Consider the following 20,603-nt stretch of genomic DNA (forward strand, 5'->3'; position numbering starts at 1 on the left):
CGCTCTTTGCCAAATTTTTGTTTAAAGTTTGGGCGCTACTAAATTTCACGCCCAGAGTTTTTAGTCTTTTTTACCTTTATTTAGGGATTTTAGCTTAGCGTCCATATCAGCTGTAAGCATAGTAAAGACCTTGTTTGTAAGCTCCTGGGTTAAATCCTTAGCCTCTTGCATAGTCTTTTGGCTAAATTCATTTAAGAGTTTGTCAGCTTTTTTCTTATCTTTTTTATAAAGTTTGACGTACTCATCTTCAAATTTAGCCTGTTTTACCGCCAACTCTTTTTCAAATTTAGCGTAGGCCTCTTTAACCACTGGCGAATACTTCTCATAATCAGTCATCACAAGGGTTTGAAGCTTTCTATAAACCCAGTATATCGAAGTGTCATCAGCGTCGTATGAGCCATCAGAGTAGCCTTTTATAAAGCCATCAAGCCCCTCGTAATACGGCAAATAAACGCTAAGATCAGCCATACCAAGAGCGACGTAGGTCACGCGGCCGATCTCTTTTGGTAGCCACGGGCGCACCTGCATGACGTGAGACTCATACGTTCTAAAGACGCTTATAGCGCGGTAGATGTTTTTCTTATCTTCATCTTTGCTAGCGTAGTTATCAAACGCAGTGCCGTCGTAGTGGGCTCTCATCGCAGCTTTTAGATCTTCTACACTTAGTTTTTTCTCTGGTTTTAAAAATACTGGAAATTTCTGACCGTCAGCGAAGTCTTGTTTTAGACTTGGGTTAAACATGCTTTGCACCCAGCAAACACGTGGATAGTTGTAAGTCACATCTCTCTCATCATCCCTTGTATAGGCCTTTGTGAAGTTAAATTCGCCATCTTTTGCAGGGTCATAAGTCTTGTTATCGATCGCAAATTTGATGACATCTTTTGCGCCCATGAAATTTGGATCATTCTCTTTATAAGCGTGAAGGCGGCCTTGGTTTGCAGTGACGAAGTACTCATCTTGTGGGATCTTTGAAGCGATCCACTTATGGCCTGTGCCAGTTTCAAAGTACCAAAGCTCATTTGCATCGACAAATACCACGCCAAAGCCCTCGCCAGCACCTTTTGTCTCAACTATCTCGCCAAGAAGCTTAACGCCCTCTTTTGCACTTTTGATGCGCGGCAAAAGCACGTCTGGGATGTCATCTTCTGTGATGCCAGTCTCTTCGTTGTATGGATCAACTTTTAAAAGCTCATCTTTTGCGTAGATGGTCTCAGTGCCACTAAGTCCAACGCCAGCCTCGTTGTAGCCGACTGCACCGTGAAGTTTTGTGTGTGAGTTTGCGATAGTTGTGTATCTCATGCCATCTTTTGGGAGCGGATATGTAAAGTCATTTGCGCCGTCATGTGCCTTTGAGCTGTGCATGCCAGTTTGGTTTTTCGTAGCTGGGTGTATCAAAAAGACTTGAGCCTTTATAGCCTTGCTATCAGCGCTTCTAGCCACTAGCATAGAGCCGTCGTTTGAAGCTTTATCTCCTACTAAAATGGTAGTGCATGCCAAGCTACTTGTGCCTAAAATCGCACTCATAGCGACGATTGATGCGAGAATTTTCCCTTTCATTTTTACTCCTTTAGTAAAATAAATTTCTTATATGTGATTATATGCCAAATTTAATAATTTAATTATAAATTTTAAAATTCTTTTAAGTTTAATGTAAATTTATTGCAAATTTGTCTAAGTGAAATTTAAATTTTCTAAAGGATTTTTCGCTATAATCCAAACCTTACGCACTTGCGTATAAAATTTCAAAAAGGATTAGCATGCCAAAGATGAAAACCGTTCGCGGTGCTGCTAAGCGCTTTAAAGTAGGTAAAAATAAGATAAAAAGAGGCTCTGCTTTTAGAAGCCACATCTTAACAAAAAAACCTACTAAGCGTATGAGAGATTTGCGTGGCCCAAAATACGTGGACAGCACAAATGTCCCAGCCGTTCGCAAAATGCTCGGCGTATAAGCAGCTGTAGATTTAAGTTTTTGACAAAAAGTCATTCAAACTCCCCCAAATTTAGGGGCAAGACTCACTTCGTGAGCGCCAATTTGTAAAAGGATAAATATGGCAAGAGTAAAAACAGGCGTAGTTAGAAGAAGACGCCATAAGAAAGTTTTAAAGCTAGCACGTGGCTTTTTCAGTGCTAGACATAAACACTTTAGAAAAGCTAAAGAGCAACTAGAGAGAAGTTTAGTTTATGCATACCGCGACAGACGCCAGAAAAAACGTGATTTCAGACGTTTATGGATCGTTCGTATCAACGCAGCTTGCAGACTAAACGACATTAGCTATTCAAGATTTATCAACGGCTTAAATAAAGCTAAGATCGAACTTGATAGAAAAATTTTAGCTGATCTAGCTATGAATGACGCGAAGGCATTTGCGGCACTTGCAAAACAAGCAAAAGATGCTTTGAAATAACACCTTTTCTCCGCTTCGGCGGAGATCTTCTTTTTTATACACTTTAAATTTTAATAACAAAATCTCTATAGAACTCTTTGTTTTAATTTACTACCCGCGACTTTTACAAACTACTAGCCAAATTTAACTACCAGCAGCCAAAATAGCTAAATTTAGAACTCGTATCAAAGCAGTATTTCAAAGCTTCAGTAAATAAAATTTCGGCGGAGATTTTTTCACCCCACTAAATTTCATAAATTAATTCTTGAGATATTTAAGTAGCTAAACTCTTAAATGGTTTGTATTTAAATTTTAATCAGTACCGCTGCAAATTTAGTTCGGTTGTTGAGCGCAAATTTAGTGATATAAATTTGAAAATTTACTTGCTCTGACTAACCACAAAGCAAGCGTTAGAAGCTCGCTCTAAAAGCTAAATTTCGATACTCGTATCAAAGCAGTGTTTCACCGCTCCGCTAAATAAGATTTTGCCGTTTTCTAGCCTAAGTCCAAGCTCCGCTCCGCTTTTTGGATAGACTTTTAGGCTTTGCGCTGCGTTTAAATTTAAAGTAGCGCCGTAAAAGCAAGCCGCCATGCCAGTGCCACAAGCTAGCGTCTCGTCCTCCACGCCCCTTTCGTAGGTTCTTACTTTTAAAACTCCGCCATCAAATTTGGCTAAATTTACATTTGCATTGTATTTTTGACGAAGCGCCCTGTACTCTTTGACGTCAAATTCATCTAAATTTTGCGTGAAATTTACAAGATGCGGCACACCAGTATCGTAAAAGTACCAAGTTTTGACACCTTCATTTAGTGGTTTGCTTAAAATTTTTGGACTTGTTAGCACGACCTCGACGCACTCACCTTTCACGCTTGCCATCACCTCGCCGCTACCAGTCAGCAAGGCAAATTCGCTTGAACTCACAAGCCCGTTTAGATAGGCATATCTAGCAGCCGCGCGCGAGCCGTTGCCACACATCGCAGCGTAGCTTCCGTCGCTGTTGTAAAACTCCCATTTCACGCCCTTTTCGTAAGGCAAAAGTACGATGAGCCCGTCAGCTCCCACGCCGTTTGTTCGGCTGCAAATTTGTCTTGCAAGCTCGCTTCTATCTTTGCTCAAAAATGTGTGAAATATGACAAAATCGTTGCCGCTAGCGTTATATTTTGAGACTTGCATGAGCCATCCTTTTATTTTTTGCGTGATTTTACTAAAATTTAGATAAGAGTTATTAATAAATTTAAAGGAGCCACTTTGAAAAACTACATCTTAAATTTAGAAAAAGAGTTTTCTTTGATAGAAAATGGCTTTAAAGAGCAAGAAAAAAGGGCCTTGACTGACTATAAAGCAAAGGGAGCTGCGCACTGCAAAAAGCTTGCATACCTAGCATACGGCTCGAATGTCTATCAAGTGCGGATGTATGCGGTTTTTCTCTTTGGGCACTTATCAGATAGCGAAGAAATTTTGTCGTTTATGAGAGATCAGATTTCAAAGGATAAAAACTGGAGGGTTCAAGAGGTGCTGGCAAAGGCGTTTGACGAGTTTTGCAAGAAAATTGGCTACGAGCAGGCACTTTTAACGATCGATGAATGGCTAAAAAATGGCAATGCAAATGCAAAAAGAGCCGTAACAGAGGGCCTTAGGATATGGACAAACAGGCCCTATTTTAAAGATAACCCAGATGAGGCCATTAGGCGGCTAGCCAGCCTAAAAGAAGACGATAGCGAGTATCTTAGAAAGTCGGTTGGCAATGCTCTAAAAGATATAAGCAAGAAATTTCCAAATTTAGTAAAAACCGAGCTTGATAGCTGGAATTTGGGTAATAAAGAGAGCTTGCAAACATATAAATTTGCTAGTAAATTTATCAAGAAATAGCGCAAATTTGCTTTAGAAATTTCTCTAGCTCGAGCTTTAAATTCTCCATGTCGCTGCTATTATCGATAATAAATTTTGCCATTTTTTTCTTTTGCTCAATGTCCATCTGAAACTCTACTCTAGCTTTTGCAGCTTCTAAATTTAGAGCATTTCGGTTCATTAGACGGCTTAGCAAAAGCTCTTTTGGCGCGTAGATAACGGCTACATTTTTAAACTCAGCGTAACGCTCCTTTTTTTCAAAAAACAAAGGGATATCGACAAAATAAATCTCCCCCAAGCGCTCAAATTGCGAAGCTTTGAAAAAAATTTCAGCCTTTATCTTTGGATGTAAAATTTGCTCTAAATTTTTAAGCTTTTTTGGCTCGTTAAAGACGGTATCACCCAGTTTCTTACGATCTATCCTGCCAGTCTCATCTAAAATTTGCTCGCCAAAAACTTCTACTATCTCACGTTTGCAAATTTCAAGCTGCTCGTGCGCGATGAGGTCCGCATCTATCACGCTAAAACCTCGCTCTTTTAGTAAATTTACAACCGTGCTTTTGCCGCTAGCGATCGAGCCTGTGATAACGTAGGCGTTTGGAAATTTCTGCAAACTCGCTCCATTTTTGAAAATTGATAACAATTTTAGCAACTTTTGGCTAAAGTTTTAAAAAATAACCAAAAGGGTGAAAATGATAAGTTATAAAGATGCCGGAGTCGATATAGATGCTGGAAACAGCTTTGTTGAGGCGATCAAGCCTTTCGTAAAATCTACGCAAACACCAAACGTCATAGGCGGCATCGGATCATTTTCAGGTGCGGTCAGACTGCCAAGCGGATATAAAAATCCAGCCATTTTAGGCGCGACAGACGGCGTTGGCACGAAGCTTCGCCTAGCTATCGACGCTAAGAAATTTGACGGCGTTGGCGAGGATCTAGTCGCTATGTGCGTAAATGACCTCATCTGCAACTTCGCCACACCACTCTTTTTCCTCGACTACTACGCGACTGCAAAGCTTGAGATAGAAAGCGCCAAAGAGGTAGTAAAAAGCATCGCAAATGGCTGCAAAAAGGCTCAGTGCGCGCTGATAGGCGGTGAGACAGCCGAGATGCCGTCGATGTATGAAAAGGGCGACTTTGACCTTGCTGGATTTGCCGTGGGTATCGCTGAGGCTGACGAGATCGACAGGAGCAAATTTGTAAAATCTGGTGACGTTTTAGTCGCACTTCCTAGCAGCGGCCTGCACTCAAACGGCTTTTCGCTTGCAAGAAAGGTTGTAAGCGAGCTTGGGCTAAAATTTGATGAAAAAGTGGGTGATAAAAAACTTATAGACGTGCTTCTTGAGCCAACTAGAATTTACGTGAGCGACTTTTTAAGATTAAAAGACAAGATCACAGCGATGGCGCATATAACTGGTGGTGGCATAGTTGAAAACTTGCCTCGCGTTTTCCCTGCCGGACTTGGCGCGAAGGTGCAAAAAAGCGCTATAAAAACGCCTGAAATTTTTAAAATCCTCGCGCAAAAAGTAGAAGATAGCGAGATGATGAGGACATTTAACATGGGCGTTGGCATGATCCTTGTTGTGCCTAAAGAAAACGTAGATGCTGTGCTAGCAAATAGCGATGGCTACGTGATCGGCGAAGTGGCAAGTGGCAAAGGCGTTGAGCTAGTTTGATGCAAGAATTTAGCAAAAAACGCCTGCTAAGGACCGAAAATAAGAGCTATTTTTTCTTAGTGTTTATGCGTGTATAGGCTGTTTTGGCGTGCTAAAAAGCGAGATAAAAAAGCTTGATCTTTATAACGTCTATACTGTGCTTTGCGCCACGCATGATAACGGCTAGAAATTTAGCCAAATTTTTATAAATACAGGAAAGTAACTTGGCAAAACAAAAGGCGAAAATCGCACCGATCTGGGCTAGAGTAAAGGCTTCTATCATCGATCTTTTCATCATCGGCATGCCAGTATTTTACATCAGCACATATCTTGTTCTTGGCGGCAAAGAGGACTTTTTAAACAACCAGCTTGCAATCTTTGTGGTAAATAGCATCATATCATTTATAATGTGCCTCTTTTTTAGCATAAAGGCGCAAACTCCAGGCTACAAGGCGCAAGAAATTTATCTCATAAATTTACAAACCGGCAAAAAACTAAGCCTTTTTCACGCGATCTTGCGCCAAATTTGCTTTGCATTTGCTGGCTTTAGCATCATCGGACTTTGCCTTTGCTTTTTTAGAAAAGACAAACTAAATTTACACGACATCATAACCCACTCAGCCGCCGTGCAAAAAGCAGCTTAAATTTACTTTGCTCCGTGCCAAAGTAGGCGGTTTTTGCCTAGCTTTGTGTCGATACTCTCTTTTATAATGGAGCAGATATACTCTCTAAAAAGCCATATATCTTGTCCTTTGCAGGGTAGCAAGCAAGTGCCACTAAGAAGTTACAAAACGGGCTAATCTATGCTCTTAATTTTTTATCTTAGCAACAGGTTTATCACAAAATAATGCACATTTATCAATGTAAATTTAGCTGATGAATTGTTGTTTCAAATTTTTGGTCACGAATCGCCCAAACTAGCTAGATAAATAGAGAAAATCAAGGTAAAAAACGAGAAAATTTAACTACAAGCCACGAAAAATTTTTGATTAAATTTAGGATGAAATTTAAGCGCTTTGCGAGTAGAGTTTGACCTCGTTTATCAAAAACTCATATACCCTTTGCTGCACTAAAATTTCCTCCTCGCAGCCACTCATCAAGCGACGAAGGTGCGAAAAGTCTATCTTTTTAGCATATCTTTTATGATCTTTCATATCTTTATCTATGCTTAAAAGAAGCGTGTCAAGCGTGATCCTATCGCTTCTTTTAACCCTTGCCACGTACTCTCTAACGGTTTGGATTAAGAAGTCTTTTCTAGTCTGATCGTTTTCATAAATTTCACTTACGATGTCATTTAAGATGGAAAAATCATCCTCATCTGGGTCAAATTTAGCCGAGATAATCGCAGCAAAAATTTTGGCACGAAACTCTAAAGACTTGTGATGATAGACAAAAAAATCTCTAAAGGCCGATAAAAAACGAAGTTTGATCTTTCCTGACATTGCCCTACTTTTGGTGAAATTTATGTGAGATTATATACTCTTAAAGCTAAATTTTTAAAAATGTAACTATAAAACTAAATTTAAGTATAGTTTTTGTATGATTGCGAAGCTCCTTCTTAGACCTGTGCAATGCTTTTTATGAGCACCGCTTCAGGGTGGGAACACAGCAGAGCACTTGTATTAAGTGTGTGCCGCAGTCATCTGAGAGGGGGTCTTTCTAAACCAAAATGCTCATTAAAATCATCGCAAATTTCTAAAAAATCCACTCCATCGATCTTAGGTTTTTCGCTAAAAAATTTATACATATTATTAAAGCCATCGGTTAGCTCTTTTGACTTGACGCCGTAGCTTATAGAAATTCCAGCTTCGATGTAGGCTGAGAGCTTGTCGCAGTATTTTAGCGCTTTGCCATCGATCGGGTTAAATTTATCCTCATTTACGTTCTCCATAGTCCCTTCGTGACAGATGATCTTGCGCTCGAATGTCCTATTTTCAAACTCATCTTTGATAAATTTCTCGCCATCTTTTCTGATGCCAAGGATGTAGCTAAACTCATCTTTTATCTTTTCAGGCACAAATGGCAAAATCCTCTCATCAATAAGCCTCATCTCATACTCGCTAATGATCTCATTTAGCCCCTTTACGCCGTATTTTACAGGGCTTATGATATCTCTTGTGAGGCTCTCTGGTAGGTCGTGAAATAGTGCGCAAAAGAAATTATTTTCTAAGCGTTTTTTGCAAGCTTTTGCTTTTAGTGAGTAAAAGTAGCTAAGTATCGCAACAACTAACATGTGTCCTAAGACCGCAGTTTCAGGGATGCGTGGCGTTTGTGCCCAGCGCTTTTGAAACCTTAACCTGCCACTTAGATCTACAAGGCGGGCTAATTTTTGATTCATAGCGATCTTTCTAACGCCAATTAACTCGTAATAATCCTCCATCTCCTCCTCAACCTTCGCCTTAAGCTCGTCGATGTCGCTTAAAAACTGGCTCGTTTGATAGACGATAGAAAATTCCCACCTCGTGGCAAGATAGCTTGCTGCTTTTAGTATAAGGCGCTCTTTTTCGTGAGTTTTGTCGTTTTTATAGTGGTTTTTAAACCTCTCCAAAAACTCGCCGTCCTCGATATCTGAGATGAGCGTCTCAAGGTTGCTTAAAACCCAGCTATTTATCTGCTCTTTTTTTGTCTTTTGGATGTGGTGAAAGACGTCAGGGCGTATGTCTGTGACTACGACCCTGCTTAAAAACTCAAAAATTCCAGCCTCGATAATGTAGTTCATGTCGGCATTTTGCTCTTGTTTTGCTATGAAATAAGCGATGATAAATTTATGAGCCTGCTTGTCAAGCTCGACTAAATTTGTCATCTTTGGATAGTCGTTCCAACGTGATATAGATGCTGCTTTAAAGATATGTTCTATAAGCTTAGCACTTATCATTATTTATCCTTTTTGACTACTTTTGGCTTCTTATCATCGGCGTAGCTTATCTTTCTAAAGCCCTCTTTGTTTGAGCTTCTTCTTGGTTTGTCATCTTTTTTAAATTTATCATCTCTGCTGCCTCTACTGCTAGCGCGATCGCTTGTGCTACGTCTCTCGCGTGGCTTATCACTAAAGCTTCTCTCCCTACTTCTTGGAGCGTATTCTTTCTCTTCAGCTGGCTTTTTTACCACTAGATCAGAGCTGATCTCGATAACTGTATGGACATTTCCACGTGGGTTAAAGTCGCCAACTATCTTCATAAATTTAGGCTCAAGTTTTTTCTCTAAAACAGAGTAAATTTCATTTATACTATCTTCGTGGCTGATGTTGCGGTTCATAAAGCTATTTATATAAAGCTTTATCGCTTTTAGCTCGACAACTAGCTTGTTAGGGATGTACTCAAGGTATATAGTCGCAAAGTCAGGATAACCAGAGCGAGGGCAAAGACAGCAAAACTCAGGCAGAGTGATCTTTATGACATAGTCCCTTGTTTGCTTATTTTCCCAGACCTCAAGGTCACTCTCTACGTCAAATTCTTTTAAAATTTTCTCGCCATACTTCATCTCTTCGCTCATTTTTTATCCTTTTTCTTTTATATATCCAAGTGTTTAACGTCTTTTGCGTGATCTTGGATGTAGTTTCTTCTTGGCTCGACCTCATCGCCCATGAAGAGATTAAACGTATCAGAAGCGCTTATAGCATCGTTTATATCGATCTTTAAAAGTCTTCTGTTCTCAGGGTTCATCGTAGTCTCCCAAAGCTGCTCAGGGTTCATCTCACCAAGACCTTTGTAACGCTGGATATATGCACCTTTTTTCGCATTTTTCTCTACTTCATCAAGCACGTCTATAACGTCACTATGCAAGTCTAGGCCGCGCTCTTTTATCTTTTGGCTGATGTAAAGCGCCTCTTCATAGAGTGGATTTGTAAATAAATTTTCATTTACCACAAGCTCTTCTAGGCCGCTTTCAGTTTGGACATAAATTCTAACCTCATCTTCGCTAACGTAGTGGTTTAGGATGTTGTGACCCTCAGCTTTTAAGAAGTCTCTTAAAATTTCAAAAATTTCATTGTAGCTTTTTGAGACGATGTCTGGATTTTCTATCATATAGCGGATCGCTGAAAGGACATTAAAGCGTTTTTCAAGCTCTTTTAAGACGCTTCTATAAGCTGCAACGATCTTTAAAAAATCAATCAAATCCGCACTGCCAATGCCCTCTATATCAACGCCCTCGATGCCAGTTTCAATAAGAAATTCGTTTAACGCCTTTTCATCTTTTAGATAAATTTCTTTCTTACCTTTTTTATAGCGGTAAAGTGGCGGCTGAGCTAGATAGATGTGACCGTTTTCTACAACTTTATTTAAAAATCTAAAGAAGAATGTTAAAAGTAGCGTCTGGATGTGGCTACCATCGACGTCAGCATCGGTCATGATGATGATCTTATGATATCTAAGCTTTTCAGCGTCAAATTCATCTCCGATACCGCAGCCTAGCGCTGTTATCATATTTTTTATCTCATCAGATTTTAAAATTTTATCTAGTCTTGACTTTTCAACGTTTAGAATTTTACCCTTAAGCGGTAATATCGCTTGAAAAACTCTATCACGTCCTTGCTTTGCTGAACCGCCAGCAGAGTCGCCCTCCACTAGATATAGTTCGCTAATGACTGGATCTTTGCTCTGGCAGTCAGCTAGTTTGCCAGGGAGCGTGCCTACGCTCATGCTCTCTTTTTTGCGAGTTAAATCTCTAGCTTTTTTAGCGGCCTCGCGACCACGAGCTGCCATTAGAGCTTTATCCATTATCGCTCTTGCTTCGATAGGATTTTCTTCAAAATACTTTGTAAGCACGTCAAAAACCATCTTTTGAACGATAGGTTTTACGTAGCTTGAGCCTAGTTTGCCCTTTGTTTGTCCCTCAAACTGTGGCTCTGGCACCTTTACACTAACAACTGCGATAAGTCCCTCGCGGATATCTTCACCAGTTATCTTTGTATCTTTTTCACGTGCAGCAGCATTTGCTGAAACGTAGTTTGTGATAACTCTTGTAAGACCCGCTCTAAAGCCTGCCTCGTGAGTACCGCCATCTGGAGTTTTGATATTATTTACAAAGCTTAGTAAATTTTCACTATAAGTGTCGTTATAAAGTAGGGCAAAATCAACAAGCACATCATCTTCGCCGCCGCTAAATGAGACTGCTTTGCTGACAGCGTTTGCCTTGTTCATATCAGTTACAAAGCTCTCTAAACCGCCCTCATAGTGAAAGCTCTCGCTTCTGCCATTTCTTTGATCTTTAAAATTTATAGTTATCTTTGGGTTTAGATATGCTAGCTCGCGAAATCTTTTTACTAAAATTTCATCATCAAATTCAGTCACTTCAAATATGCTATCATCTGGCCAAAACTCGACTTGCGTGCCTGTGCGGTTTGTAGTTTTTATCACTTCAAGATCGCTTTGAGGGATACCTTTTGCAAATTCTTGTCTGTGAAGCTTGCCATCGCGTTTGATATTTACGACTAGTTTTTTAGAAAGGGCATTTACGACAGATACACCAACGCCGTGAAGACCGCCTGAGACCTTATATGTGTCCTTGTCAAATTTACCACCAGCGTGAAGCACAGTTAGAACAACAGTTGCAGCTGAAATTTTCTCAGTCGGGTGCATATCTACCGGGATACCACGGCCATTATCGCTAATGATCGCTGAGCCCTCACGTGTAAGCTCAACATCTATCGTATCGCAGTATCCTGCCATTGCTTCGTCGATAGAGTTATCAACGACTTCGTAGATCATGTGGTGAAGACCGCTTATGTTAGTATCGCCTATATACATGCCTGGGCGCTTCCTAACCGCCTCAAGTCCTTTTAGTACTTTAATATTTTCTGCGCCGTAATTATTTTCCATCATAAACCTTTTTTAACTTATATATTTAATGGACTTATAACCGTTAAAAGCTCTTTTGAGCTAACAACGAAAGGTAAATTTTTATCTTTAAATCCAAACTCAAATTTCTCATCTTCTATGCTTTGTAGGAAGTCTATTAAATTTCTATTTTTTACATTTATGCTGATATCTTCTTCAAGTCCTGTTTGAAACTCTATCATTGTTTTTGCTTCTGAGTTGTCCTCTATGATGCTCTCAAACGTGATGCTCTCTTTTGAAAAAGTTATCTTCATCTGATCGCTTAGCATAGAGATAGTCTTGATGCCTTCAACCATCTTATCTCTGCTTAGCTCAAATCTTATAGCGATATCTTTTGGTATAACACGCTCATAGTCAGGGAATTTGCCGTTTATCAGTTTTGTGAAAAACTCAAAATTTTGGCTTTGAGCTATGAGGACGTTTTCATCATAGTAAATTTCTATCTTGTCGAAAAATAGCTTTTGAATTTCATTTATTGCTTTTTTAGGGATGATCAGTGAAAACTCATTGCTCGCTTCATTTGCAAATTTAAATACAGCTAGTCTTTTTGTATCGGTGCCTACTATATTTATATAGTTTTGTTTTATGTCTAGTAAAGCGCCGTTTAGTTCAAATTTAGGGTTATTGCTATCAATGCACGGCAAAATTTTCTTTAAGCTTCTGCCTAGCATTATGGCGTCTATGTCAAATTTAGCCTTGCCTTCTATCGTTGGAAACTCTGGGAAGTCTTCAAATTTATACATAGGAAGTTTGTATTTTGAGTTTTTTTGCTTGATGTAAAGATAGTTATTAACAGTTTCAAGCGTTACCTCTTCATCTTTTAGGCTTTTGATGATGTCAAGTAGTTTTTTACCATTTGCAGTTGCATAGCCCTCATCAACGATCTTTGCGTTGCTTAGTTTATATGCTAGTCCTATCTCATGATCAGTTGCTTTTATGTTTAAAACTCCATCTTTTGCAGAGATATAGATGTGAGAAGTTATAGCACTAAGATCTCTTTTTTCGAGATATGGATTAGTGTTTGTTACTATGCTCTCAAGCATGTTTTTGTTTATTAAAACCTTCATTAAATACTCCCTCTTATTTTTAATTTTCTTTTTGTTGTATTAGTTGGTAGCGTGAAAGTGTGAAAACAATCTTTTCTCACGCCAGCATCGTTATTTAAAATGTGAAAAGAATTTTTCATTTCTTCACATTTATTCACGAATTTCATTCTGTTTTTATCCTTTTGTTAAAATTTTATTTTTTATCTCAGTCACTCTGAGGTTGAAAATTTCGTTGCTCTCCATGAGTTCGTTTATCTTTTTTATGTTGTGACTAACGGCGCTATGGTCTTTCATACCAAAATAGTTTGCGATCTGCGGCATCGAATTTGTAGTGAGCATCTTCGCAAGGTAGATGATGATGCGTCTAGCCTCGACGATGTTTTGCACTCTTGACTTGCTTTTTATGTCGCTTGGCTTGATATTTAGCTCTTTGCTAACGATCTCTATAATGGTTTCAAGATTTATATTTTCATGTTTCTCTTTGATGAGATCTTTTAGTGTATTTTTAGCAAATTCAAGCGTTATCTCAACTCTCATCAAGCTTGCATAGGCGTTTAAATTTATGATAGCGCCTTCGATCTCACGGATATTATCGCCCATGTTTGTAGCGATATAGTCGATGACCTCTTTGTTTAGGTAAATTTTGTCAAATTCACATTTTTTGATGATGATGGCTATCTTTGTATCAAGCTCAGGCGGGGTGATATCAGCCATTATGCTTTGTTCAAACCTAGACTTTAACCTCTCATCAAAGCCTTTTAGTATCTTTGCTGGGCGGTCTGAGGTCATGACGATCTGACCTTTTTTGGCGATGAGCTCGTTAAAGGTGTTGAAAAACTCCTCTTGAATTTTATCCGTTTTGCCGAGAAACTGCACGTCGTCAATTAGCAAAACATCGCAGTTTCGGTATTTCTCACGAAATTTAGTCATCGAGTGGCTATTTAGATGCGTGGTAAAATCAATCATAAACTGATCGCTCGTCACGCAGATAACGACCTTACCTTGATCTAGGCAGTAGTTGCCAACTGACTGAAGCAGGTGCGTCTTGCCAAGACCGGTTGTGCCATATATAAAAAGTGGGTTGTAAAGCACGCCAGGCTTGTCTGCAACTGCCTTTGCGTTTAAAAATGCAAACTGATTTGAGTCGCCGCAGACAAAATTTTCAAATGTATATCCAGGGTTTAAGATGCTGCTTTGTGCCTTGATCTGCTTTACATTTACTTGGCTTTGTTTTATATTTTTTAGCTTTGTTTGGCTTGTTATCTCGACCTCTGGCTTTTTGCCGGTTTTTACTTCGTAAAGGTAGGCGATCTTTTCTGCGTATCTAGTTTTTATAAATTTAGCCATCAATTCACTCGTGGCGTTAAAAACTATAAAATCTTCGTTTGAAGCCTTTTCATTAAATTTTAATTGTTTGATGTAGCAGTCAAATTCATTAGCTGATATTTTTGTCTGTAAAAGCTCTAAAATCTCGTCTGCTAGCAAATTTCAACCCTTTTTATTTAATGAATTTTATTAGCGATTTTATCTTAAATTTAATAAAACCTTTGTTAAACTCTGACAAACTTTTTCACGGCGTGAAAAAGTCGTGAAAAAGTATTGAAAAGATTGTGATGAAAATTTTAGGAATCGATCCAGGCACGAAAAATTGCGGTTACGCGATACTTGAAAAGAGTAAATTTAAAATTACTCTTCTTGAAGCTGGGCTTATAAAGATAAAGCCAAACACGCTTCAATACCAAATAACAGAGCTTTGCGAGGGGCTTGACCTCATCTTTAAAAACCATAAATTTGACGAGGTCGCGATAGAGGACATCTTCTTTGCCTACAACCCAAAAACGGTCTTAAAGCTAGCTCAGTTTCGCGGGGCACTTAGTCTTAAAATTTTGCAGCTTCATGGGGACTTTGCCGAATACACGCCGCTTCAGGTGAAAAAGACGGTCACTGGCAAGGCAAAGGCTGACAAAGAGCAGGTGGCATTTATGGTGAAGAAAATTTTAGGCATAAACAAAGAGATAAAACCGCTTGACATCACCGATGCGATCGCAATCGCACTAACTCACGCGAATAATTTAAGAATAAACTAAATTTGATAGGAAAAATATGGCAACACTAAAAGCTTTACTAATTGGAGATGTGAAAAACTATGGCTCGCAAAATGCAACTGATAAGCTAAATTTACCTTGGAGCTCAGCTATTTTTAAAGTAGCTAAAAATGGCGAAATTTTTGCAAATGAGCTTGGCTTTGAGGGCGATAGCGTCGCTGATACGAAGCACCACGGCGGCCCTGAAAAGGCAGTCTTTGCAAATTCATTTGCAAACTACGCCGAGTGGGAGAAATTTTTAGGATTAAAAAATATGGCTTATGGGGCGATGGGGGAGAATTTATGCGTTGATGGGCTTGATGAGAGCTGCGTCTGCGTGGGCGATATCCATAAGGTAGGCTCGCTTGTGCTTCAAGTCTCGCAGCCTAGAAAGCCATGCTTTAAGCTCTCAAAAAGATGGGGCAATGAAAATATGGCTACTCACATCTTTGAAACAGGACTTACTGGCTGGTACTACCGCGTTCTTACGCCAGGCTCGTGCAAAGCAGGCGACATGATAGAGGTTGTAGAAAGTGACCCCGTTCATATGAGCATTTTAGAGATAAATAGGCTATTTTACGCACCAAGTGAAAATTTAAATTTACTAGAGAAATTTAACGCCCTCACCACTCTTACAAATGGCTGGCATGATGATATGAAAAGACGCATCGAGGGAATTTATAGCACCGAATTTATGAGAACACTATAAACATTTATACTTTTGCTCCGATTTTGTTTTGCAAATAGATTTCAAACAAAATTTAAAGGAGCAGAGGTGTTTCGTTCTATCACAAATAAGATAGCACTAGCCTTGATGATCTTACTCATCATCTCGTTTTGTGCTATCTCGGCGGTTAGTTATTTTACTTCAAAGGACAAGATCGTTGAGCTTGTCAGTGGCAAAGAGGATCAAGTCCTTAAAGATATAAAGAGTGTTGCAAACACTTTTTTTGATGAAAATTTAGAGCATATCAAGAAAATTTCATCAGTCGTTGAGAGCGCTCAAAGTGGTGATGAGATAATGAACTTTGTCTTATCAGAAAAAAAGGTCGCAAACTCTGCAGTGAGCTATATTTATTACGGCGATGAGGATGGACACTTCTTCCAATCAGATGGTAAAAGAACAACCGTAGCTGATAACTACGATCCAAGAACTAGAGGCTGGTATAAGAGCACAAAAGAGAAAAATAAAGAAATTTATACCGAGCCAAGGGTCACTTCTACAAATGATCTTGTTATGAGTTTTACTGCTCCTGTTAATAAAAATGGTAAATTTGTTGGCGTTGTTGGTATAGATATAGATGTAAAAAAAGTTAGTGACAAGATCATCGAGATAGGCAACACTGGCGATGGTGGATATGCTTATGTGATGAGAAAAGATGGCACTATGCTCTTTTCTGACGTAGCTTCAGAGGTTGGCACTATCTTGCCTGTTACAAAGGTCGTATCAGAAAAATATGCCAATAAAGAATTTGACGAAAATGGCCTAATAGCTTACAAAAACTCTAAAGACCAAGATGTAACGGCTAAAATTTTACCTATCAACGAAGAGGGCTGGCTAGCAACCGTTGCTATAGGTGCAGATACTTTTTCAAAGCATACTATGCCTATCTTAAAAGCGCAACTAACCCTTGCAGTGCTCTTTATAGTCATACTTTCAGCTATTGTTTTCGTGCTACTAAAACGTTCACTTAAACCTATCGGAGTTATACAAGAGAAGCTTTCTGATACCTTTAAATTTATCACTTATGAGAGCAGCACCGCTCCAAGCAAGCTTGACATCCACACAACTGATGAATTTGGCGTGATGAGTGAAGAGATAAATAAAAATATCGACAAAGTCATAGCTGGCATCAAAAAAGACAACACCATGCTTGAAGAGCTAAATGTAGCTGCAAATAACATGATAAGAGGAAATTTAGGCGTCAAACTAAGTGAGAATCCAAACAACCCATCACTTATCAAGCTAAAAGATCTACTAAACACCTTCTTTAGCTCTATCAGTCAAAATTTAGGCAGCGTCATAAATATCCTAAAAGCCTACTCAAATAATGACTACACCGCTAAGATCGAGCTAAGAGATGACATAGAGGCTGATTTGAAAGCTATGATGGTTGGCATAAATAACGCAGGTGATGCTATAAGCGCTATGCTAAATAGCAACCTAAATCAAGCTCAAATTTTAGAAGAAAAGGCAACTATGCTTGCTGGCTCTATGAGAAATTTAACTGATGGTGCTAGCAAACAAGCTGACTCTATCCAAGAGAGCGCGGCTGCGGTTGAGCAGATGAGTAGCTCTATGAATGCCATCTCACAAAAGACAGGGGACGTCATAAGACAAAGCGATGAGATCAAAAATATCATCGTCATCATCCGTGACATCGCTGATCAGACAAATTTACTAGCCCTAAATGCCGCCATAGAAGCAGCCCGTGCAGGTGAGCATGGACGTGGCTTTGCGGTTGTGGCTGATGAGGTTAGAAAGCTAGCTGAGCGCACTCAAAAGAGCCTTGGCGAGATCGAGGCAAATACAAATGTATTGGCTCAGTCAATAAACGAGATGAGTGAGAGCATAAAAGAGCAGGCTGAGGGCATAAATATGATAAATAGAAGTGTCGCTCAAATAGATAACGTCACAAAAGAAAATAGAAGCGTCGTTAGTAACACAAACGACGTAACTAGCGAGATAGATAGCATGGCGAAGGTCATACTAACAGACGTTAGAAAAAATAAATTTTAATACCCAAAATCTCTCAAATATTACCAGGCTCATGTAAATTTACGTGGGCCTTTAAATTTTAAATCTTTTTTACGCTAAAATTACCAAAAATTTAAAGGAGAATATATGCCACTACTTGATAGTTTTTGCGTAGATCATGTGAAGATGAAAGCCCCAGGAGTAAGACTAGCAAAGAGTATGAAGACCCCAAAGGGCGATGATATCAGCGTTTTTGACTTGAGATTTTGCAAGCCAAATGAGGAAATTTTGCCAGAAAAGGGCACTCACACTTTAGAGCACCTATTTGCTGGATTTATGAGAAATCACCTAAATGGCAACGGTGTAGAGATCATAGACATTTCGCCGATGGGTTGCAGGACTGGCTTTTATATGAGTGTGATCGGCACACCTAGCGAAGATGCGGTCAAAAACGCATGGCTTGCTTCGATGAAAGATATCTTAGAGGTCAAAGATCAAGATAAGATCCCAGAGCTAAATAAATTTCAATGCGGCACTTATAAGATGCACTCACTTGATGAAGCGCACGCCATAGCAAGCAAAATTTTAGATCAAGGTCTAGTCATCATAAACAACGACGAGATCAAGCTCGATCTTGACGCTATGGGACTAAAAAAGCACTGATTTGAAACCAGTAAAACAAGAAAATCAAGCCTATCTAAAAGAGCAAATTTTAACCTATCTTGGTAACAAACGCTCTCTTTTAGGCTTTATCGAGCGAGGCGTAAAATACGCAAAAGACGAGCTTAAAAAAGAGAAGCTTAGTTGCTGCGACCTCTTTAGTGGAAGCGGCGTTGTGGCTAGGTTTTTAAAACAAAATAGCGAATTTCTAGTCGCAAACGACTTGGAGCTTTATAGCTTCATCACAAACTCATGCTACCTGCAAAACGCCACAAATGAGCTAAGAGATGAGATAAATTTCTGGCAAAAAAAGCTTGAAAAAGAGATAGAAGACAAGCTTTCTGAGGGCTTTATAACAAGGCTTTATGCCCCGCAAGATGATGAAAATATAGCTTTTGGCGAGCGGGTCTTTTACACGAAAAAAAATGCCATATTCATCGACACTGCAAGAAGGCTCATAGATGAGATATTGCCAGAGGAGATGAGAAAATTTTTCATAGCTCCACTACTTTATAATGCAAGCGTTCATGCAAATACGAGTGGAATTTTTAAAGGTTTTCATAAAAATAAAGAGGGTATCGGTCAGTTTGGTGGCAGGGGGCAAAATGCCATCTCAAGGATCACTTCTGATATAAATTTGACTAAGCCAATTTTCTCAAATTTCAGCGTGCCATTTGAGGTCTATCAAAAGGACGCAAATTTACTGGCAAAAGAGCTTGATGGCCTTGATCTAGTCTATCTTGATCCACCTTATAACCAGCATCCATACGGCTCAAACTACTTCATGCTAAATCTCATCGCAAGCTATGAGGAGCCAAGTAAAATTTCAAAAGTTTCAGGCATCGCAAAGGACTGGAACAGATCAGTTTTTAATAAAAAGTCATCAGCAAGCGAGGCATTTTTCGAGCTCATAGCAAATTTAAAGGCGAAATTTGTGCTTATCTCGTTTAACTCAGAGGGCTTTATCAATCAAGATGAATTTGATAAAAATCTAAATAAAATGGGCAAAGTTCAACTACTGCGCCAAAAGTATAACGCCTACCGCGGCAGCAGAAATTTAAAAGCTAGAAACATCCACGTAGACGAGCTTCTTTACGTTTTGAAAAAGTAAATTTAGACAAAAACACAATAAAACAAAAAATGATATAATCCCTAAAAAAACAAAAAGGCATACTATGCAAACAATAACAATAATAGGCGATAATATCAGTCAAAAGGCTATTGAGGCATTTAAAGCGATGGCACAAGCTATGGATCCAAAATATAAAATCAAGTATGTCAATAGTTCAAAAGAGCAAGAGATACCGACAGAGCAGACATTGCTTGATTTAAAAAACGCAAAAAGTGTTGGGTTTTACAAAAATCATGATGACTTGATCAATGAAATAAAACAAGAAAATCATTGATGAGAGTTTTAGAAATTTTTAGCACTTACAAAAAGGATTTGAAGTTAGTTTTAAAGCAAGGATGGGATGAAAAAGCGATTTCAAAGGTGGTTTTTCAACTACAAAATGATGAAAAATTAGCTGATGATTTAAAAGATCATCAGCTTACTGGAAGTTTGAAAGAATTTAGAGAGTGCCACGTTTTTGGAGATTTGGTAATAATTTATCAAAGAGATGATGAAATTTTAAAGCTTTTTAAAATAGGCAGGCACCAAGATATTTTTAAAAGATACTAGAATACTTTTTTACATATCTAAATTTATACTTTGGTGCTGTTTTGCACTTAATTTTAACCCTCATCCTCTGGCAAGCACTTCTCAAAGATAAATTTATGCTCATTTGGCAAGGCGTCGTAGATAGCATTTGCTAAATTTCTTATCTCCCAAAGGGCTGACTTTGAGCTTCTTAGAGAGATGAAATTTTGCAAGCTTCTAGCGTTTATGCTCCACGTAAGCTCGGTTTTATAGCACTCTGGCAAGCAGTATTTAACTATATCAAGGCTTTTTGTGGTTGAGGCTAAAATTTCACGTAAGTTTTCAAGCGCTTTTATACTTGCGTTATCGACCATTTCGTCATTTGTTAGCACGATAAATTTAGCTGCACGCTCAAACTGCCCTACTTCAAATTTCTCTTCTTTTTTTAGCTCTTTTAGCGTGTAGCGGGTTGATTTGACGCTTAGGCTCGCTATGCGGTGGCGGGCTAGCTCTTGAAGTAGTGCGCGCGAGATGCCTTGGATGTAGAAGTTGTAGTAAAGATGCTCTAGCGTTGAAGCGTGTTTAAATTTATTACCCACCCTATCTATCAGCTCGACATCTTTTTCGCCGCCATTGTCGCCTTTTTCAAAGCTTTGCCAGCATGTGCGGATCGCGTGAGAGCAGATATTTAACGGAGTGTGGTTTAGAAGTGTTACTTGCATATTTTCTCTTTTTGTGAAATTTTTTAGCA

Annotated in this window: 22 protein-coding genes, 1 other RNA gene and 1 pseudogene; 14 read left to right on the forward strand and 10 right to left on the reverse strand. The window is 39.0% G+C overall.

What is annotated here, in order from left to right; genetic code table 11:
• Positions 1–60 precede the first annotated feature (60 nt).
• Complete coding sequence (locus CVS91_RS02095; protein ID WP_103571421.1) at positions 61–1,557, reverse strand: C69 family dipeptidase; 1,497 nt, start codon at positions 1,555–1,557, stop codon at positions 61–63.
• A 200-nt stretch (positions 1,558–1,757) separates the two neighbouring features.
• Here CVS91_RS02095 and rpmI point away from each other — a divergent pair, with 200 nt between their 5' ends.
• Both rpmI and rplT read left to right on the forward strand, forming a co-directional pair.
• Complete coding sequence (rpmI, locus tag CVS91_RS02100; protein WP_004317422.1) at positions 1,758–1,949, forward strand: 50S ribosomal protein L35; 192 nt, start codon at positions 1,758–1,760, stop codon at positions 1,947–1,949.
• A 99-nt stretch (positions 1,950–2,048) separates the two neighbouring features.
• Entirely contained in the window at positions 2,049–2,405 is a 357-nt protein-coding gene (gene rplT, locus CVS91_RS02105; RefSeq protein WP_004317321.1) for a 50S ribosomal protein L20, read from the forward strand.
• 409 nt (positions 2,406–2,814) lie between these two features.
• Here the strand turns inward: rplT and dapF are convergent, their stop codons facing one another.
• Positions 2,815–3,558 (reverse strand): diaminopimelate epimerase, encoded by a 744-nt coding sequence (gene dapF, locus CVS91_RS02110; protein ID WP_107829975.1) that lies wholly within the window; start codon positions 3,556–3,558, stop codon positions 2,815–2,817.
• Positions 3,559–3,633: 75 nt separating this feature from the next.
• Between dapF and CVS91_RS02115 the strand changes: the two genes are divergently transcribed.
• Positions 3,634–4,254, forward strand: coding sequence for a DNA alkylation repair protein (locus CVS91_RS02115; RefSeq protein WP_107829977.1), 621 nt, complete (start codon positions 3,634–3,636; stop codon positions 4,252–4,254).
• Here the strand turns inward: CVS91_RS02115 and coaE are convergent.
• Entirely contained in the window at positions 4,244–4,846 is a 603-nt protein-coding gene (gene coaE, locus CVS91_RS02120; protein ID WP_107829979.1) for a dephospho-CoA kinase, read from the reverse strand. The two genes, CVS91_RS02115 and coaE, sit on opposite strands and share 11 nt — an antisense overlap.
• A 79-nt stretch (positions 4,847–4,925) precedes the next feature.
• Here coaE and purM point away from each other — a divergent pair, with 79 nt between their 5' ends.
• Complete coding sequence (purM, locus tag CVS91_RS02125; protein ID WP_107829981.1) at positions 4,926–5,909, forward strand: phosphoribosylformylglycinamidine cyclo-ligase; 984 nt, start codon at positions 4,926–4,928, stop codon at positions 5,907–5,909.
• 203 nt (positions 5,910–6,112) lie between these two features.
• On the forward strand, positions 6,113–6,532 hold the full coding sequence (locus CVS91_RS02130) for an RDD family protein (RefSeq protein WP_107829983.1): 420 nt from the start codon (positions 6,113–6,115) through the stop codon (positions 6,530–6,532).
• Positions 6,533–6,895: 363 nt separating this feature from the next.
• Here the strand turns inward: CVS91_RS02130 and CVS91_RS02140 are convergent, their stop codons facing one another.
• The gene (locus tag CVS91_RS02140) at positions 6,896–7,330 is read right to left on the reverse strand and encodes a hypothetical protein (RefSeq protein WP_107829985.1); all 435 of its coding nucleotides are present in this window, start codon (positions 7,328–7,330) and stop codon (positions 6,896–6,898) included.
• A 113-nt stretch (positions 7,331–7,443) separates the two neighbouring features.
• Here CVS91_RS02140 and ffs point away from each other — a divergent pair.
• Positions 7,444–7,541: signal recognition particle sRNA small type (ffs, locus tag CVS91_RS02145), an RNA gene on the forward strand.
• Here ffs and CVS91_RS02150 read toward each other — a convergent pair.
• The 5 genes from CVS91_RS02150 to dnaA form a co-directional block, all read right to left on the reverse strand.
• On the reverse strand, positions 7,528–8,763 hold the full coding sequence (locus CVS91_RS02150) for an HD domain-containing protein (protein ID WP_087583364.1): 1,236 nt from the start codon (positions 8,761–8,763) through the stop codon (positions 7,528–7,530). The two genes, ffs and CVS91_RS02150, sit on opposite strands and share 14 nt — an antisense overlap.
• Complete coding sequence (gene queF, locus CVS91_RS02155) at positions 8,763–9,380, reverse strand: preQ(1) synthase (RefSeq protein ID WP_009295129.1); 618 nt, start codon at positions 9,378–9,380, stop codon at positions 8,763–8,765. Before queF ends, CVS91_RS02150 begins: the two co-directional genes overlap by 1 nt.
• A 17-nt stretch (positions 9,381–9,397) precedes the next feature.
• Positions 9,398–11,707, reverse strand: a complete 2,310-nt coding sequence (gene gyrB, locus CVS91_RS02160) for a DNA topoisomerase (ATP-hydrolyzing) subunit B (protein WP_107829987.1) — start codon at positions 11,705–11,707, stop codon at positions 9,398–9,400.
• A gap of 17 nt (positions 11,708–11,724) precedes the next feature.
• Positions 11,725–12,792 carry a DNA polymerase III subunit beta gene (dnaN, locus tag CVS91_RS02165; RefSeq protein WP_021088742.1) on the reverse strand — a complete coding sequence of 356 codons (1,068 nt, stop codon included), beginning with the start codon at positions 12,790–12,792 and terminating at the stop codon, positions 11,725–11,727.
• Positions 12,793–12,945: 153 nt separating this feature from the next.
• A complete protein-coding gene (dnaA, locus tag CVS91_RS02170; protein WP_103567040.1) occupies positions 12,946–14,256 on the reverse strand; it encodes a chromosomal replication initiator protein DnaA in 1,311 nt (436 codons plus the stop codon).
• A gap of 122 nt (positions 14,257–14,378) precedes the next feature.
• Between dnaA and ruvC the strand changes: the two genes are divergently transcribed.
• The 8 genes and pseudogenes from ruvC to CVS91_RS02205 all read left to right on the forward strand — a co-directional run bounded on the left by ruvC (position 14,379) and on the right by CVS91_RS02205 (position 19,894).
• A complete protein-coding gene (ruvC, locus tag CVS91_RS02175) occupies positions 14,379–14,858 on the forward strand; it encodes a crossover junction endodeoxyribonuclease RuvC (RefSeq protein ID WP_107829988.1) in 480 nt (159 codons plus the stop codon).
• Positions 14,859–14,874: 16 nt separating this feature from the next.
• Positions 14,875–15,564 carry an MOSC domain-containing protein gene (locus CVS91_RS02180; RefSeq protein WP_107829990.1) on the forward strand — a complete coding sequence of 230 codons (690 nt, stop codon included), beginning with the start codon at positions 14,875–14,877 and terminating at the stop codon, positions 15,562–15,564.
• Between the two features lie 105 nt (positions 15,565–15,669).
• A pseudogene (locus CVS91_RS10630) lies at positions 15,670–16,401 on the forward strand (cache domain-containing protein); the annotation flags it as partial.
• Positions 16,402–17,154: 753 nt separating this feature from the next.
• Complete coding sequence (locus CVS91_RS10635; RefSeq protein WP_258031363.1) at positions 17,155–17,595, forward strand: methyl-accepting chemotaxis protein; 441 nt, start codon at positions 17,155–17,157, stop codon at positions 17,593–17,595.
• A 105-nt stretch (positions 17,596–17,700) separates the two neighbouring features.
• Positions 17,701–18,216, forward strand: a complete 516-nt coding sequence (luxS, locus tag CVS91_RS02190) for an S-ribosylhomocysteine lyase (RefSeq protein ID WP_107829994.1) — start codon at positions 17,701–17,703, stop codon at positions 18,214–18,216.
• A 1-nt stretch (position 18,217) separates the two neighbouring features.
• Positions 18,218–19,324, forward strand: a complete 1,107-nt coding sequence (locus CVS91_RS02195) for a DNA adenine methylase (protein ID WP_107829996.1) — start codon at positions 18,218–18,220, stop codon at positions 19,322–19,324.
• A 64-nt stretch (positions 19,325–19,388) separates the two neighbouring features.
• Complete coding sequence (locus CVS91_RS02200; RefSeq protein ID WP_021088739.1) at positions 19,389–19,619, forward strand: hypothetical protein; 231 nt, start codon at positions 19,389–19,391, stop codon at positions 19,617–19,619.
• Positions 19,619–19,894, forward strand: a complete 276-nt coding sequence (locus CVS91_RS02205) for a type II toxin-antitoxin system YafQ family toxin (RefSeq protein WP_107797449.1) — start codon at positions 19,619–19,621, stop codon at positions 19,892–19,894. Before CVS91_RS02200 ends, CVS91_RS02205 begins: the two co-directional genes overlap by 1 nt.
• 53 nt (positions 19,895–19,947) lie before the next feature.
• Here the strand turns inward: CVS91_RS02205 and thyX are convergent, their stop codons facing one another.
• Positions 19,948–20,574: an FAD-dependent thymidylate synthase gene (gene thyX / locus CVS91_RS02210; RefSeq protein ID WP_103632785.1), complete on the reverse strand. Its 627-nt coding sequence runs from the start codon at positions 20,572–20,574 to the stop codon at positions 19,948–19,950.
• Positions 20,575–20,603 lie beyond the last annotated feature (29 nt).

Origin of the sequence: Campylobacter concisus (assembly GCF_003048985.1) — a bacterium.
Lineage (GTDB): Bacteria > Campylobacterota > Campylobacteria > Campylobacterales > Campylobacteraceae > Campylobacter_A > Campylobacter_A concisus_AY.